Origin of the sequence: Leptolyngbya sp. FACHB-60 (assembly GCF_014695775.1) — a bacterium.
In the GTDB taxonomy this organism is placed as follows: domain Bacteria; phylum Cyanobacteriota; class Cyanobacteriia; order Phormidesmidales; family Phormidesmidaceae; genus Nodosilinea.
The window spans coordinates 187,357-203,919 of record NZ_JACJOX010000017.1; the positions used below are offsets into that span (position 1 = coordinate 187,357).

General features: G+C 58.3%; 13 protein-coding genes. 4 read left to right on the forward strand and 9 right to left on the reverse strand.

Translation table 11 applies throughout. The features are described from left to right. Nucleotides 1-61: 61 nt before the first annotated feature. Complete coding sequence (locus H6F57_RS05710) at nucleotides 62-1,183, reverse strand: ABC transporter ATP-binding protein (protein ID WP_190627744.1); 1,122 nt, start codon at nucleotides 1,181-1,183, stop codon at nucleotides 62-64. Between the two features lie 250 nt (nucleotides 1,184-1,433). Here H6F57_RS05710 and H6F57_RS05715 point away from each other — a divergent pair, with 250 nt between their 5' ends. Then, nucleotides 1,434-1,994, forward strand: coding sequence for a hypothetical protein (locus tag H6F57_RS05715; protein ID WP_190627742.1), 561 nt, complete (start codon nucleotides 1,434-1,436; stop codon nucleotides 1,992-1,994). A gap of 131 nt (nucleotides 1,995-2,125) precedes the next feature. On the opposite strand, the gene H6F57_RS05720 is transcribed toward H6F57_RS05715, so the two are convergent. From H6F57_RS05720 to pilM, 4 genes are all read right to left on the reverse strand, one after another. Then, nucleotides 2,126-4,309, reverse strand: a complete 2,184-nt coding sequence (locus tag H6F57_RS05720) for an AMIN domain-containing protein (RefSeq protein WP_313933598.1) — start codon at nucleotides 4,307-4,309, stop codon at nucleotides 2,126-2,128. 109 nt (nucleotides 4,310-4,418) lie between these two features. Beyond that, nucleotides 4,419-5,327, reverse strand: a complete 909-nt coding sequence (locus H6F57_RS05725; protein ID WP_190627739.1) for a hypothetical protein — start codon at nucleotides 5,325-5,327, stop codon at nucleotides 4,419-4,421. Further along, entirely contained in the window at nucleotides 5,324-6,103 is a 780-nt protein-coding gene (locus tag H6F57_RS05730; protein ID WP_190627737.1) for a PilN domain-containing protein, read from the reverse strand. The genes H6F57_RS05725 and H6F57_RS05730 overlap by 4 nt, the downstream gene beginning before the upstream one ends. 2 nt (nucleotides 6,104-6,105) lie before the next feature. Then, on the reverse strand, nucleotides 6,106-7,206 hold the full coding sequence (gene pilM, locus H6F57_RS05735; protein WP_190627734.1) for a type IV pilus assembly protein PilM: 1,101 nt from the start codon (nucleotides 7,204-7,206) through the stop codon (nucleotides 6,106-6,108). Nucleotides 7,207-7,636: 430 nt separating this feature from the next. Here pilM and purT point away from each other — a divergent pair, with 430 nt between their 5' ends. Then, nucleotides 7,637-8,854 (forward strand): formate-dependent phosphoribosylglycinamide formyltransferase, encoded by a 1,218-nt coding sequence (gene purT, locus H6F57_RS05740; RefSeq protein WP_190627733.1) that lies wholly within the window; start codon nucleotides 7,637-7,639, stop codon nucleotides 8,852-8,854. 91 nt (nucleotides 8,855-8,945) lie between these two features. After that, entirely contained in the window at nucleotides 8,946-10,229 is a 1,284-nt protein-coding gene (locus tag H6F57_RS05745) for a sugar ABC transporter substrate-binding protein (RefSeq protein ID WP_190627731.1), read from the forward strand. A 38-nt stretch (nucleotides 10,230-10,267) separates the two neighbouring features. Here H6F57_RS05745 and H6F57_RS05750 read toward each other — a convergent pair whose 3' ends face one another. The 4 genes from H6F57_RS05750 to H6F57_RS05765 all read right to left on the reverse strand — a co-directional run bounded on the left by H6F57_RS05750 (nucleotide 10,268) and on the right by H6F57_RS05765 (nucleotide 14,804). Further along, a complete protein-coding gene (locus H6F57_RS05750; protein WP_190627729.1) occupies nucleotides 10,268-11,257 on the reverse strand; it encodes an aminoglycoside phosphotransferase family protein in 990 nt (329 codons plus the stop codon). Nucleotides 11,258-11,368: 111 nt separating this feature from the next. Next, a complete protein-coding gene (locus H6F57_RS05755; protein ID WP_190627727.1) occupies nucleotides 11,369-11,755 on the reverse strand; it encodes a hypothetical protein in 387 nt (128 codons plus the stop codon). 177 nt (nucleotides 11,756-11,932) lie between these two features. Further along, nucleotides 11,933-13,621, reverse strand: coding sequence for a hormogonium polysaccharide biosynthesis protein HpsL (gene hpsL, locus H6F57_RS05760; RefSeq protein WP_190628095.1), 1,689 nt, complete (start codon nucleotides 13,619-13,621; stop codon nucleotides 11,933-11,935). Between the two features lie 187 nt (nucleotides 13,622-13,808). Then, complete coding sequence (locus H6F57_RS05765; RefSeq protein ID WP_190627725.1) at nucleotides 13,809-14,804, reverse strand: MBL fold metallo-hydrolase; 996 nt, start codon at nucleotides 14,802-14,804, stop codon at nucleotides 13,809-13,811. A 378-nt stretch (nucleotides 14,805-15,182) separates the two neighbouring features. Between H6F57_RS05765 and H6F57_RS05770 the strand changes: the two genes are divergently transcribed. Then, complete coding sequence (locus H6F57_RS05770; protein WP_190627723.1) at nucleotides 15,183-16,562, forward strand: HAMP domain-containing sensor histidine kinase; 1,380 nt, start codon at nucleotides 15,183-15,185, stop codon at nucleotides 16,560-16,562. Nucleotide 16,563 lies beyond the last annotated feature (1 nt).

Genomic DNA, 16,563 nt, shown 5'->3' on the forward strand with positions numbered 1-16,563 from the left:
TATATGGCGATCGGCCTGAGGTAACGCTCGATCGCCGCGATCGCAGACCAAAAGCCACCGCTTAGGCCGCATCGAGCACCAGGCAATCGTCGGCGGCCCAGTGCACATACACGGCGGTATCCACTCCCACCAGCGATTCGGCCCGGTTAGGCTGACGTACCATGAGGGTTTCGCCTGAACCCAGGCGCACCACACAGTGCAGGTGGGTGCCCAGATACATCAGATGGCTAATGTGCCCCTGGTAGCAGTTATGGGCGGCAGTCGGCGCGCTGAGGCTGAGGTTGATTTTTTCGGGCCGCACACTCACGACCACGGTCTGGGCATTGCTGCTGTCGGCCGTGCAGGCCAACACCCGCAGACCACTGTCAGTAGTGACCTGCACCTGGCGGGAGTAGGCCTGGTCAATGCGCCCGGGCAGCAGATTGGTATCGCCAATAAAATCAGCGACAAAGGCGGTGCGAGGGCGATCGTAGATATCGCTGGGGGTGCCGATCTGCTCAATCTGACCGTTGTTCATCACGGCAATGCGGTTAGAGAGCGACAGGGCCTCCTCTTGATCATGGGTGACCATAATGAAGGTGATGCCCAGCTGCCGGTGCAGGTTAGTCAGCTCGACCTGCATCTGCTTGCGCAGCTTTTGATCGAGAGCGCCAAGAGGTTCGTCGAGCAGCATCACCGCTGGATGGTTAACCAGGGCACGGGCCAGCGCCACCCGCTGCTGCTGCCCGCCAGAGAGCTGGGCGGGGTAACGGGCGGACATAGATTCCATGCGCACCAGGCGCAGAGCTTCGGCAACGCGATCGCGCACCTGGGCCGACCCAACGCGGCGAATTTTGAGTCCAAAGGCAATGTTGTCTCTGACCGTCATGTGGTCAAACAGGGCATAGCTCTGAAAGACAGTGTTAACGGGGCGGCGGTGGGCGGGCACGGTGCTTACGTTGGCCCCTTGAATCAGCACATCGCCAGCGGTGGGCGTTTCAAAACCCGCAATTAAGCGCAGGGTGGTGGTTTTGCCGCAGCCCGAGGGACCCAAAATACTAAAGAATTCGCCCGGTTGCACCGTCAGGTCGAGATCGCGCACGGCCATCTCTGCCCCAAAAGCTTTGACCACCCGCCGCAGTTCGACGTCCGGCTGAGTTGCTGAGGTTGCCATCACTGCCGCAGAACGCACCGTCTGAGCCATAGCCATGTCTCCTGGGTTCACCCCAACTGTAGCGATCGCCCCTGAGATAGACAAGTCGCTGCCATCACAACTACCGCCCTGGTTCAGACCGATACCAGAGCAACACTGCCTCTACTTTACCCACCCTGGCGATCGCCGACGCATCCTGCCCCAAAAAAGCCGATATTGCCCACCTCAGCCGCCAAAAAGACGGCATTGACCAGCTAGCGAAACGTTACCATGGCACCAAATAGTGCTCGGGAGTACAGTTATGCCCGCGAAACTTGACCAGTCGCCGCTTCAGCGCCGTCGGCCTACCCTGGCAAGGTGGGCAATGGCGATCGCCGCTGGGGTTGCGATCGCCGGCTGCCGACCCAGCCCCGCGCCCCAAAGTGAAACTCTAAACCCTGCCCCAGCAACTCCCGCCGACTCTGCCCCTGAGACCCCAGCCGCACAGCCCACTAAAGTCCCGACTCCGACCCGAGCCGCCCCGTCAAACACTCCCACCGCCACCCTGCCCGATGCCCTAATCAGAGAATGGCAGCCCCTCAGCAACGTGCTGCTCGCCTTTGGCCCCATGACCCTAACCCCCGAGCAGGTGCAGTGGAGCAGCGGCCAGGTTAGCCCCTACACCCTGATCAGCACCGAGGGAGGCTATTTGCTGGAGCTAGAGGCCAGCCCCAGCTTTTATGACACTCAAAACCGCTACATCAAGCTCATTCCTAAAGCCGATGCCAATACAGCCGAGTCAATTGAAGTGGCCTTTTATCCTAATGCTGCCCAGCTTCAAAACGACGAATACATCATGTATGGCGGTTACTTTGCCGAGTAGTCATTCATTAGAGCAAAAAATAGGGCAGATGCACCCAATCTTTGCATCTGCCCTTTAGTTAATCATCTTCTCTACAGAAGAACCGTGAACCTTTACCCACCAAAATAGTCAGCTCTCAGCAGGAAATCAGCTTATTCCTCTTGGCGACCTCGATTTTCTAGAATCTCTTGCACCGACTCACTGGGGGTGTACTGGTACCCAAAGGTTGACTGGTCTGAGTCATCTAAAATCTGCGGCGTCAGCAGCACAATCAGCTCACGGCGCTGGTTATCGGTAACCGTACTGCGGAACAATGCCCCCAAGATCGGGATATCGCCCAGAATGGGAATTTTGTTGACGCTGTTGCGCTCCGACTCTTGAATGATGCCGGAAAGCAGCAGAGTTTGGCCATCGCGAATTCGCACCTGACCAGAGCTAATTTGGCGCTCTGACAGCAGGAAGAACGTGCCAGCGTTACTGGTAAAGCTGTCGGTCGGGGCTGAAATACTGGGAGCTACCGAGAGTGACACAAAGCCATTGTCATCGATGCGATCGACATCAATTTGCAAAATCAAGCCAGCCGGCTCAGTTTCAATATCCAGAGTGGTCAAGGTCCCCGTCTCAGTCACTTCAATGGTTTGCGTCAGCTCAGTCACCACATCTTGAGTCAGCTGAACCGTAGCCGTCTGCCCCTCTTGCACAATTAAAGTCGGGTCAGTAATAATCTTGCCGTTGCCGTTCTGCACCGTTCCCAGCAGCTGAGCCAAGAAATTGCCGGAGGTAGCATTGCCACCAGGGCCACCTAGCGGACGCGGTAGGATAGGCGTGCCCGTAGGAGTTGCCTGGTTTTCAGTGCTGGGTGTACCACCATCGCCAATATTGAGAATACCGAGACCGCCAGAGCTGAGCACCCCAAACAGCCCGTTCTGGAATGAGAAGCTGGTACCAAAGGCATCAAGAGAGTTGAGATCGATATCAATGACTCTGACGTTAACCGCCACCTGCCGTCTCCGCAGGTCAATGCGCGTGAGCTGCTCGGTAGCAATGGCGATCAGATCGGCTCGGCCAACCAGGGTCACTGAGTTAGTGCGCTCGTCGGCAACTACCTGCAACCCGCGAAGAATACCTTGGCTGTCTTCATAGTCAACCCGGCTTACCTCAATCTGCTCAACCGTTGAGGTCTGGGTTTCAGTAATCGGAGGGGTTCCCTCAGCGACGGTCACAGCATTGACGTTAGTGACTAGGCGCTCTCGGCTGACGGCGCTCTCGGCACCCAGTGCTACTAAGAAGTTGGTGGCCACAACGGCGTCAACTTGATTCAGTCGCAGGGTTCTAGCAGAGACGTTTTGGGCTGAGACTGGCAGAGTTGGGCCAACATAGACACTGCGACCTACCCGGTTAGCCTGCAAGCCAGTTACTCGCAAAACGTGGTTAAACACATCCTGCACAGATTCATTCTCAATATCTAGACTGACGGGTGGGCCATCGGCACTGGCACCTTCGGCCCCACCCTCAGTCCCTCCCCCAGCGGGAGTAAACACCAGGTTGAGGCCTGCTGCCCGCGCCAGCAGCGATAAAACCTCACGGGCCGGGGCGTCCCGTAGCAGCAGCTTGGGAATTCGCTCGTTGCTTCCCAAGTTGATGTTGTTAAAGGAGGGCACTCCCTCCGCTACGGCAATGTCGCCAATCGGAGGAGCTACAGCCCGGGGCAAAAAGGGAGGCGCTTGCTGCACTTGGGGGCGAGGCACAGGGGTGCCATCAATGGTGACTTCAGGGTTAGGCACCATTACATCGGGGCTAGCCGGGGTGGGCACCTCTGGGGCCGCTGCGGGAGCTGGTTCTGGGGCTGCTTGGGCTACTGTGGGGGGAGCAGCCGGAGCGGGTACGGTTTCGATTTCAGTAGGCACGGGAGTAGGAGCCTGAGCGGTTTCGCCATCGTTGCGAATCGACAGCACTACCTGATTATCGCTGGATTCTACTGCCCCGGTGGGGGGCTGGCTGGTGCCACTGACGGTGATGCGCACGCTGTTGGCGTCGAGGGGCACCACAGACACCTGACTGATGCCGGGGGCAGGGTTAGCTTGGGTAAAGCTGCCGCCGTTGGGCAGGTTAAGCTGGGCACGGGTAATATCGGCCTGTAGGGTGTTGCCCTGGCTCACTGTAAAAACGCTGCTGTTGTCGCCGCCTTGGGTGTCAAACACCAGGTCTAACCCCGTGGCGGTGGGGTTCAGACGGACATTAGTAATGCTGGTTACTGAGGCTAGGCCAGGCTGGGCCGCCAGGGCAACGAGGGTGCTGCCAAGTAAGAATGGTTGCAGGTTCATTAGACGGTTCACGGTTCACTCCTCCATCACAGATGCGGCCGGGCCGCGCGGGGTTTGATTGGGCTAGGTGGGTAGATCAGGCCACTGGGGTGGCAGTAGCAACGGGGCTTGAAGGGTTGGACTAGCCACCCTCAGGCGGAGGCGCACCTTCGACGGGGGTTTCACCCTCGGCGGGGGCGGGCGGCGGGGGCGGCTCAGGCGGCACGCTGGGGTCGCCAATGGGCACAAGCACTTCGAGGGTGAAGTCGGTGAGCAGCAGTCGGCTAATACCCAGCAGCTCCTCCTCGGTGGCGTCAGCTGGGGGCGGCGCAATACTCTGCTGCACATCTTTAATGATGATCAGCGGCTCTAAGCGCTCAATGTTGCGCATAATGCTGAGCGTCTGAGGGAACAGCGCCTGCATCGACACATCAACGGTGACGCGCTCTAGTTTGCCGTTGAGTTCTGGGGCACGATCAGTGACCGGCTCCGGTGGGCTGGGGTTAAACCGCAGCAACTCGGAAGAAAAGAGCTGTTTTTGTACCTGGGAAGTACCAGCAAACTGAGTCTTGACTCGCTGAAGTTGCTCTCGGGTAAGCCCCAAAGCAGCGAGCTGAGCATTGTCGAGGGTAGCTGGGTTGGCCCGCAGCACATCGGCGATCGCAGCGTTGCTGTTTTGAATCTGCTGGTTGATATCGAGCAGCAGGGTATCGAGGGTTTGGGAACCGCCCAACAGGCTGTAAACGCCCACCCGCTGCTCTAGGGCCGAGTTTAGCTCGGCCTGTAGCGCAGCGCGGTCTTGAAGACTGGCCCGCTGCTGGTCAACCTGAGCCTGCTTTTGGGCAACCTCGCCCTCTAGAGCAGTTTTTTGCTCCACTACGGGCTTGACCACAAAGTTGTACAGGGCAAAGGCGCCGATCAGGCCCAGCACTGCTAGGGCAATACCCTGTACCTTGGGAGTTAGCTCAATACCAAAGACTATGGGGTAAGGGGGGCCGACATCTAAGGCCTGATTATCGTCGGCGGGAAGGAAATCACCCGATGCGGTCATTCGATCACTCCTTTTTCTCTCAGGGCCTGAAGACGGGTTACTAAACCGACAGTCCCTTGGCGTTCAAGCTCATCTACCAGCTGGGATGCTGGGGTATCAGTAATATTGGCCCCGATGGTGTAGTCAATTAAAAAGTCAGGATCCCCCACGGGAGTGCCTGGGCAGCGGCCCTGGGTTTGGGGGTCGAGCAGAGTAGGTTGCTGCTGGGCCTGACTAATCGCTACGGTCTGGGACTGCAACAGGGGCGATCGCTGTAGCACCAGGGCAAAATCATTGATCTCGTCGTAGGAACAGGCCACACCATTGATGGAGATTCCTTCGGACGACTCTGGCGCAACGTTGGGATCGGTCTGCTCGGGGGTGACAGTCGTCTGGTCAAGGCTGACAATTTGAACGCGCGCTGGAGTGCGGGTGCGAATATCTTGCAGCAGCGCCGACCAAGGCAGAATCTCGTTGAAGACCGTCACAAAGGCGTTAATTTCAGACCGAACTAAGTCGATTTGCCCCTGAAGGCCACTGATCTCCTGGAGCTGACTTTGCAGCTGAGCCGTCTCGGCGTCGAGCGCAGCACTGCGGGTCCGAAGTTGCCTGACCTGACCTTGCGTCACAAAAAAGTAGCCGCCCACCAGTGCTAGAGGCACCACCGCCGCCGCCAACCCCAAATAGAGCGGCCTGCGATCGCCCGGGGTCACCCCGCCGCCACCCCGAGCCCGGGGCCTGGCCTCAAAGACGCGAACTTCGCGGTCCTTGAGAAAATTAATATCGAGACCGTACATAGCTACACCTCCCGCATGCCAAGACCAATTACCGTCGCCAACCCCGCCCGCTGACTCTCGGGAATATCCTCAGCCACCTCCAACGACAGCGCTGAGATCGGGTCGATTTGGCTGGCGGGCAGACTCAGTCGCTGGGCCAGAAACTCGTCGAGCTGCCCAATGGAAGCCCCCGGTCCGGCCAGCAGCAGCTGTGCCACTTCCATGTCTTCGCCCTGGTTGAGGTAAAAGTCGATGGAGCGACGCAGCTCGTCAGACAGCTCGCCCAGCACCCGCAGCATGGCGGTGGTGCCAGGGTTGGTGTTACCCATCTGGGGCGCACCCACGGTATCCATAGTCTGAATCGGCACCGTCATGCCCTGGAGTAGCTCAGTGTTGCGAGAGGGAGGCAAATTCATGGCGCGGCTGAGGGCGCTCTGAATTTGAAAGGTGCCAATGGGTACGGTGCGTGAGAAGTGGGGCACCCCGTCAACCACAATGGAGATCTCGGTGTTTTCAAACTCGATGTCGACTACGGCGGCGGCCTCCTGGGGCGTAAACTGCCGCAGCTGCTCACGAATGGTGCGAATCAGGGCAAAGCTGGAGGTTTCGAGCACGTTGAGGGCTAGCCCCGCCTGCTGAAACACCTCAATGTAGGGGTCGGTGAGGTCTTTGCGCACCGCCACCAGCAGCACCTGCACCTTCTCAATGCCGTCTTCGTCAACAAAGTAGCCGAGCTTTTGATAGTCAACATCGGCCTCCTCGCGGGGGAAGGGCAGGTAGAGGCTGGCCTCCTGGTTGAGCACCATTTCGCGCAGCTCGTTGTCGTCGAGCTCGGCGGGCACGGGAATGACGCGGGTAATCGCTCGCCCTGGGATAGCAGTGGTGGCCTGCCTGACCTTGAGCTTGCTCTCAGTGAGCACCGTTTGAATGGCGTCGGCCATGGCGGCGGTGTCTAGAATTTGGCCTTCTTCGTAAATGCCCTCGGCCAGTTCTACCGAGGCTAGAGCTTCTAATTTAAGCGAGGTTCCCTGCTTTTTTAGGCGGGCCAAATTAACTCTTTCAGGGGTGAGCTCAATGCCAACTCCCTGAGGCTTGCGACTAAAAATGGCTTTGAGGCTATCCACGGTAGTATCCGAAAAACAGGTGGGTATATAGAAAACCTGCCCGGTCAAAGTGACAACCAAGCAGACCCAAACGAGCCCGTTTCTTCCTTCCCAAACAGCCATTTTCAGGCACTCGAGAAGAGATTCAGCGGCCCAGCAATTATCCCTGGGGGAAAAGTGCTAACGAATGGTACACAATTTAATTCAGATTTTCCACTTTTCTTTTTAAGCACTTTTTCTGGGTTAGGAGATAGCCGATGCTGTATCTCCTGCCCGCACACCCGATGGTCTCGCCGTTGCTCCTGAGGTAATGCCAAGCCAACTAAAGCTTGGTATCACCAGCGATGTTACACACAATTCTGAAAAGTGAGCACCTAATATTGAGAAACTATGGCCCTGTCGCTGTATTTCTTTACGCACTGTCTTTCTTACCCGCCTGGAGCAACTTGTTATGACTACTCCTCCATCACCCCTGGCACCCCTGGGCACCCCCTTGAGCAAAGAGGCCCAACGATTGCTGCTGCTAGGGTCGGGTGAGCTGGGTCGTGAGGTGGCCCTGGAGGCAGTGCGCCTGGGGCTGGAGGTAATTGCCGTCGATCGCTACGACCAGGCCCCAGCCATGACCGTGGCTCACCGCCGCCACGTGATTGACATGCTGGATGGCGGAGCGCTCCGCCAAGTCGTCGAGCAGGAGAAGCCATGGCTGATCGTGCCAGAGGTGGAGGCGATCGCCACCGAGACCCTAGTGGCGATGGAAGCCGAAGGCTGGCGGGTCATTCCCACCGCCCGCGCCACCCAGCTGACCATGAACCGTGAGGGCATTCGGCGGCTGGCCGCCGAAGAATTGGGGCTCAAGACCTCGCCTTTTCGCTTTGCGGGCACCGAGGCGGAGTACCTGGAGGCGATCAAAGCCATTGGCCTGCCCTGTGTGGTCAAGCCGATTATGAGTTCGTCGGGCAAAGGCCAGAGCACAGTGCGCCAAGAATCTGAGGTGTTGGCGGCGTGGAAGTATGCCGGGGAAGCGGGTCGGGGCAAGAGCGATCGCGTCATCGTTGAGGGCTTCGTGCCTTTCGACACCGAGATCACGCTGCTGACGGTGCGGGCGATCGACGGCACCCACTTTTGCCCCCCCATCGGCCACCGCCAAGAGGCGGGCGACTACCGTGAGTCGTGGCAGCCCTGTGCCCTGCACCCCGACACCCTGGCGGCCTGCCAGGAAATGGCCAAAGCGGTCACCGATGCCCTGGGCGGCTGGGGACTGTTTGGGGTCGAGCTATTTATTGCTGGAGAGGCAGATCAACCCCAGACCGTGTACTTCAGTGAGGTCAGCCCCCGCCCCCACGACACCGGCATGGTGACGATGGTGAGCCAGCACCAGTCAGAGTTTGAGCTGCACGTGCGAGCCATTATGGGCCTACCCATTGGCGAAATCACCTTGGTGCAGCCGGGAGCCTCGGCGGTGATTTTGGCCGAAGGCCAGAGCGACCATCCCCAATACTCTGGCTTGGACAAAGCCTTACAAGTGCCCATGAGCAAAGTGAGGCTGTTTGGCAAGCCTACCGCCCACCCTAACCGCCGCATGGGAGTAGCCCTGGCCCTAGGGAATACGGTGGAGGAGGCAAAGGAGCGGGCGATCGCCTGCGCCGAGCAGGTGCAGGTGATTCTATAAACCCCCGCCACAACCGCACAAATTAAGCGAAAATGAACACCCGTGACTGGGTGCACCCCTTTCGTACTTCGTTCTTCCTTCTTTTTTCGCCATGAGACTCCGCCCCTACGCCCGCTTTGGTCTGTTTGCCCTATTGGGTCTGATGATGAGCTGGCTAGTGGCCTGCGGTAGCGGACAGCCCAGCGCTACTGCCCCCGCCGAGGGCGGCAGTCAAGAAGTCGAGTTTTGGACGATGCAGCTCCAGCCCGACTTTACCGACTACTTCAACGGACTGATTGCCGACTACGAAGCGCAAAACCCCGACGTCACCGTGCGCTGGGTCGATGTGCCCTGGGCCGACATGCAGAGCAAAATTCTCACTGCTGTCACCGCTGGCACCGCTCCCGACGTGGTCAACCTCAACCCCGACTTTGCCGCCCAGCTAGCCAGCCGCAACGCCTGGCTGCCATTGGATGACAAAGTTTCTGCCGAGGCTAAGCAGGTCTATCTACCCAACATCTGGGAAGCTAACACCCTTAACGGCCAGAGCTTCGGCATTCCCTGGTATCTGACCACCAACGTCACCCTGCACAACCAGGCACTCTTGGATGAGGCCGGGGTAGCCCCGCCCACCACCTACGCTGAGCTGGCCGAAGTGGCCCGTCAGGTGAAAGAAAAAACCGGCAAATACGCCTACTTCACCACCTTTGTGCCCGAAGATTCTGCCGACGTGCTGCAATCTTTTGTGCAGATGGGGGTCGAGCTGGTGGATGACCAGGGCCAGGCCGCCTTCGACACCGATGCGGGCCGCGCCGTCTTCCAATACTGGACTGACCTCTACCAGGAAGAACTGCTGCCCCAGGAGGTGCTGACCCAGGGCCATCGCCGGGCGATCGAGCTGTTCCAAGCCGGGGAAGTGGCGCTGCTGTCCACCGGGGCAGAATTTTTTCCCACCATTGAGGCTAACGCCCCCGATGTTGCTGCCGTCACCGGCAGCGGCCCCCAGATCACCGGCGACACCGGCAAGACCAACGTTGCGGTGATGAATGTGGTGATTCCGGCCGGTACTGACGTTCCCGATGCGGCGCTGGATTTTGCGCTGTATGTCACCAACGACGCCAACCAGCTCAGCTTTGCCAAAGCCGCCAACGTCCTGCCTTCTACCACCGGGGCACTTGAGGATGGCTACTTTGCTGCTCAGGGGACTAAGGGCGTTGAGAAAGCGCGATCGGTCAGCGCCGAGCAGATGAACCAGGCTGAGGTGCTAATTCCCGCCATGGATGGGATTAAGGAACTGCAAGCGATCATCTACGACAACTTACAAGCGGCGATGCTGAGCCAAAAACCAGTAGACCAGGCAGTTAGTGATGCGGCAGCAGCCTGGAACGCTCGGTAGTGATGTCTCTGATCGGGAATGCTTCTGCCAAAGCTCAGCTAAATTTTGCTGTCTCCAGCTTCGGCAATTCGTCGCAGCGTTTTTTCACCGATCGCAGAATGCCTGGGATGATCCATTAGGCCAGTATCCAGCAGCACCACGCCAAAGAAAATGGCCCATCCTAGGGCTCGCTGTAGGGTGGCCTCAGAAATGGGACCATAGGCAGCGATCGCCGCTCGCCTAGCTGTTTCATCCTCAAACAACATCCACACCGCTGCTAAGTCAGTAGCGATATCGCCCGAGGTGATGTCGCCCCAGTCAATGATGCCGGTCAACACACCATCTTCAACCAGGATGTTGCGAGGGTGAAGATCGCCGTGAAGCCAAGTGGGCGGAGTATCGATTGGCACATTTAAGGCTGATTGCCACAGGATTTTGAGGGTGGGCGTGATCAGAGCGGTTTTAGTTTCTAGGCGCGCTAGGCGCGCTGCGATCGCCGCCGCCCGGTCTTTCAACGGCACGCCACGAAAGGGATTCCTGGGCGCATTGGCTGGTGCGGGGGTATGCAGGGCTCGAAGAAATTCCCCAAAGCGGTTTGCCTGCTCTGGATGGGGCGGATCTAGATCGGCGGGGCTGCCGTTGAGCCAGGGCAAAATGCTCCACCGCCAGGGATAGCCGAGGGCCGGGACGCCTATGCGGCAGGGAACGGGAACAGCGATCGGCAGTTGAGCGGCAAGGCGCGGCAACCAGGTTTGCTCATGCTCAATCAGGACAGCGGCGATCTGGCGGCGGGGAAGCCGTACCGAGAGGCGATTCGCGCAGCGTAAAGCCTGCGGCATCCCAGAAACGGGAACCGACTCGAAACGAGTATCCGTCCCGGAATCGCCCAGGCGAAACATGGCATTATCCCAACCCGCATCGACTAGCACAATGTCTAGGTGCACCAAATCGGGGTGCTGGTCTTGCAGCAACCGTCGAACAAGGATGTTGTCGATGAAGACTTCGGCGTCTGGTGTTTTAACTAAACGCCCAAAATCTTTTGGCGACATAGCTAGTCCCAACCTTAAAAGCCTGATGGCGTATGGGGTGCATGACAGTGAAGCAGCATTTGAATAGCTAGCCACCTGGCCACAGAACAGCCAAAAACATCCTGCGAATAATTATGACTTGAGCAGTTGATCTAGAATCGCTCGGGCCGGTTGGGCGCGCTCCAGCGCTCCTTGGTAGTCGCTGTAGAGCTTTAGCAACTTAGAGAGGCCGCTAATGCCGCCGCGCAGTTCCTCCAAATCGTCTCCCGATACCAGTTCGCCGTCGAGCAGCCGCACAATTAGCGGCTTGATGTCGCCCACATCCTGCCGGGCTTTTTGCAGTTTTTCGACAGTGCTCAGTAGAGTCTTAAGGTCTTTGAACAGGTCGTCAATTTGGTCATGATCAACCGCTTCAACAACGGTGTCTTCACCGTCGTCATTGACTGGAGCCGTATCGTCTAAATCTAGAGTGGTGGTGTCTGTCTCTGCCACTGCGCCGTTACCTTTTGCCTTTGCCATTGAGCTGTCTCCGTAGAAACCATGAATGGGGAGAGTATAGTCTAACGTGGTTCAAAAGTACTACAAATCAATTCGCTGCTTTTCTTGAGTTTTACCACGCTCACCCTTCTGGAGCACATTAAGTTGCGCGAACAGACAGTTCTCTAAGGGCAAAACCTGACCCAGTGCAGCATGCCTTTACTCAAACACAATTGTTTCCTGCTTCTGAAGCTGCTTTTTCTCTCGGGGGGTAAGCTTGCGACGGCGGCTGGCCTCTTCTAGACGCTGCTGCAACCGCTCTTTTTGGTCAATTTCGGGCAGCTTGAGCACAATACCCGCTGCCAGCCAGTAATACACATTTACCGGATCTACATCAAGCGGGTAGTAGTAGGGAAAGATGCTGATAAATAGCACAAACACCCACATAGATGCACCGTAGCCCCGCAGGTTAGGGTCTTTAATCGAGCGGTAGGCTTTGAAGGTGGCAAAAGTGAGGGTGAGGTAGACTGCCAGAGTGGCCAGCAGCCCCAAAGGACCGATTTCGTACATGAGCTTGGGGTGGTAGGTTTCGACCAGCTCGGTTTTGCCAAAGATGCGGGCGGCGTTAGTGGCGCGACCTACTCCTCGGCCTAAGATGCCTTCCTGCTGTTTTTGAGCCCACTGAAACTGTTGCACAATAAACTCGTGGGGCGGCGAGGCACTCCAGCGGCTTTCGAAGCTGGCCCACCGTTCATTAACCACCGCTGGGTTTTGAGCCACAAACACGCTCAAGATCAGCGCCAGACCAATGCCAATTGGCAAAAATCGCCTCAGGTTGGCCACCTGCCCCGTGAGCACCAGCAGGCCCACAATGGTGACAGGTACCAGAGCTAGAGCGATGCGCTGACCAGAGACCACCGCCATTACCCCTACCGCCGCTAGCGACCCCAAACCCACGATGCGCCACAGGGGACTGCGATCGCTAAACGCCGTGCCAAAGGCAAAAAATCCGCTCGAAATCAAAAACCAGCCCCACTGCCACGGGGCGTTAAAGGTGCCGGGCAGACGAATTTGCCCCTGTGCCGGGGTATACAGCAGCGACCCACCCACGAAACAGCGGGCTTCCAGCGATGCTTTAAACAGGTCTTCGCCCTCGCCGATGGTGCCCTGGCAAATGCCCAGCCGCAGCATCATGTATTGAATGAAGCCTAGGCCGCAGCAGACCAAAATCAGCACCACTTGCAGGCGCAGGAGAAAGTAGATGTCTTCGCGATCGCGCAGCAAATAGTAAATGCACGGAATAATCAGCACGTAGCCGATCAGCACCTTCAGGCCCAGCACCCCAATCAAAATCGGCACCTCGCCCCCAGCCGCATCGAGCTGCTGCCCGCCGTTGACCACCAGCAAGGTCAGCCCGCTTAACCCCAACAGTGTCAGCAGCGGAAGTTTGATCATTTGAGGAATAATCAGCGGCTGCCGGGTGCGGCGACAAAACTGAATTACCCCAAGCAGCGCTGGAATGTAGATGGCATCTTTAGCCAGCTGCAAAATGCCGCTGCCCCCCAAGGCGTAGGTGACGGTGCCGCTAAAGGGCACGTAGATAATCAGCCCGTAGATCGCCTGGCGGGGATATTTGAAGGAGAGGGCGAGACAGGCGATCGCCACCACCGCCGCCAGGGCCAGCTTGGGTTCGCCCAGCAGCGCCAGTAAAATCCCGATCAGTCCGGCCACAAACAGCGTCGCTGATAAGTACTGAATCAGTTCTTTGCGCGCCTTTTGGGCATGGCGCTTCTTCGCCCGCTCTTCTTTGCGGCTGAGGGGAGGCACTTGATCCGCCTTATCCTGTTTGCCCTTGTCTCGCTGCCGGGGTCGCGTCGCGTTTACCTGAGTCTGGGGATTATCTACCACGGCACGATCCCATGGGGCTTGCACTGTCAGGGTAGCCTCTAGCTCGACGCTTTGAGCAGCACGCACCCTATCGCCACACATTCCATCACAACCAGCGGAACCCAGATGCTACATCTGGGTTCCGCTCGCTACTTTTTTAGGGCTGCATGACTGGTCGAGTTCCAGACCTAAAGTTCAAACCTAGAACTTACGACTCAAACCCAAAATCCCAGACAATCGGCTCCCAACCATAGGCATCGCCCTGGGCGCGCACATGGCCGAGGCCGGGGAAGGGCATGTGGGGCACCAGCAGTTTGCGGCGATCGCCCACGACGGTCTCTAGCAGCTGTTTCCGCGTGGCTACACCCTGGCTGGGGTCGGTGTCAAACGCCACCTCCCAGTCGGGGTTTTCTAAGTTGAGGGGATCGCTAAAGAACACATCCCCCGTGGCCAGCAAGCTGTCGTCGCCAGAGGTGATCAGGTAAGAGGCTTGCCCAGGGGTGTGGCCCACCGAAGGCACCGACACAACGCCGGGAATGATCTCATCGCCCAGAGCAAAGCGAGTGGTGCGATCGCCGATCGCGCCTAGCCATTCCTGCGCCACTGCCACCGTAGTCGCCTGGGTGTCTGCATCCACCAGCGAGTTAGGCATTTCCACTGTCGGGGCAGTCCAGAAGTCCCACTCGGTCTCTGAGATGTAGTAGCTGGCATTGGCAAATACCGGGTTGCCGCTGACGTCGAGAATGCCGCCGATGTGGTCGGGGTGGGCATGTGTCAAAATGATGGTGTCAATGGTGTCTAGGGTAATGCCCGACGCTTCCAGGTTGCTGGTCAGATAGCCCACGGTAGGGCCAAAGGTATTGCCCGCCCCGGTGTCGATCAGCACCCGGTGCTCATCGGTCTCCAGGTACAGCACATTGAGGTGGGCCAAGACATTGTCAGTCGGCAAAAAGTTGTCGGCTAGGGCGGCGGCGGCGGCCTCTGGGTCAGCATTGGGCACAAAGAAGCCGACCGGGAAAGTCAGTATGCCGTCGCTCATCACCATGGCTTTGTAGTCGCCCACGGCGAAGCGGTAGGCCGTGGCATTGGTGGGGGTGGCCCGCTCGACAGCGGGTTCGTCTTGGGCCAGGACAATCGAGGACGGCAAGGGCAGCCCGCCCAGCCAGAGGGAAAAGCCGAGGGTCACCGTGGCGATGAGAGCCATCAGTCCCCATCGCTTTCGGCCCCACTGCGTTGAACGCTTTGCAGCAGTTAAGAAATTGGGCACGTATCGTCTCCTCAATACAAGGTCAGGCTTCTATCGGGGAATTCCCCCATATCCTCACCTATGGTAGAGCAGGAGGTTTGCCGCTGCAGACCGCTGGATTAGGATGGAACCAGCGATCGCCCCAGAGATCTCTACTCGCTGCCCACCTCGCCAGAAGAGAGCGCCCATGCCACCGCTCACCATCAGAATTACGTATCCAATAACGTAGGATAGCCGTCCCGGCTGTCCATGGTCAGGCAAGATGCCTAACCCACAAAACTTGAGTTTTATTGAATCCTCATTCCTTTTCGTCACTCAAATATTGCCCTAAATATTATGTTTCAGGCGACTCGGCGGCGACTGGCGCTTTGGTATACGGCAGTGACGGCAGTGCTGCTGCTGCTGTTTGCCAGCGGGTTTTATCTCTACGTGCGCACCACCCTGGTTGAGCGGGTGGATGACACGCTCAACCATGTAGTGGAGATTGTGGAGCGATCGCTGGTCATAGAACCCGATGCCACCGGGGATCACATCTTTGCCACCGTCGATACCAATAGTCCACCGCTGCGGGTCAACGTAGAAGCCAGCTTTCGCGACAACGCCCAGGCCGTCGAAGACGACCACATCGACCTAGAGTGGTTTGGCCCCAGCGGCCAGCTGCTGTGGTCAACCTTTGCAGACCTACAGCCCGTGCCCCTGCATGTCAACCCAGCGGGGGAAACGGTGCGGGTAGGGCAAGAGACCTTCTTTCGCCAGATTACCGAGCGGGTGCAGGTCGATGGCCAGGTGCTGGGCTACTTACGGGTCAGCCACCCGTGGTTTGAGGTAACGAAACCCAGCCGCAGACTGATTGTAGATTTGGCCCTGGGCACCAGCCTGATGGTGGGGGCGGTGGCGGCGATCGGCTGGCTGCTGTCAGGGATCGCCATGGCCCCGGTGCGCGACTCGTATCAGCAGCTCAAGCAGTTTACCGCCGATGCCTCCCACGAGTTGCGCAACCCGATCGCCGTGATTCAGACCAATGCCCAAGTGGCGTTGTCAGACCCCAACCCCGATGTGGAGATTCAGCAGAAGCAATTTCAGGTGATCGAGCGGCTGACCCGGCGGCTGGGGCGGCTAGTGGATGACCTGCTGTTTCTCGCCCGTCAGGAGAGCGGGCTCATTGCCTTCACCCCCGCTTCGCTCAGCCTGGCTGGGCTGCTGGAGGACGTGCTGGAGGAGCAGCAGGTGATGGCTACCGAGCGCCAGATCGCGCTGCGAGTGAATGTGGCGGAAGCCACTGCTGGCAAACCACGCTCTAAAAACCCAGCGTTACTGGCAGCTCCCCCCACTGCCAGTTCCACGATTTTGGGTGATCCCGGCCAGCTCACCCGGTTGTTCACCAATCTGATCAGCAATGCGGTGCAGTACACCCCCAGTGGCGGCACTGTGACGGTAAACGTAAAGCCCATCAAGCATCAGGGACAGTCAGGAGTTCAAGTAACCGTGCAGGACACAGGGATTGGTATGGATAGCGAGGCCATCACCCACGCCTTCGATCGCTTTTACCGGGCCGATCCCTCGCGGTTGCGCAGTGGGGAGCAGGGGACGGGGCTGGGACTGGCGATCGCAAAGGTAATCGTTGATACGCACAGAGGGCACATCCACCTCGATAGCCAGCTTGGCCAGGGAACCACAGTCACCGTCGTGCTACCCCAGGGGGGATTGGGCGGATAGA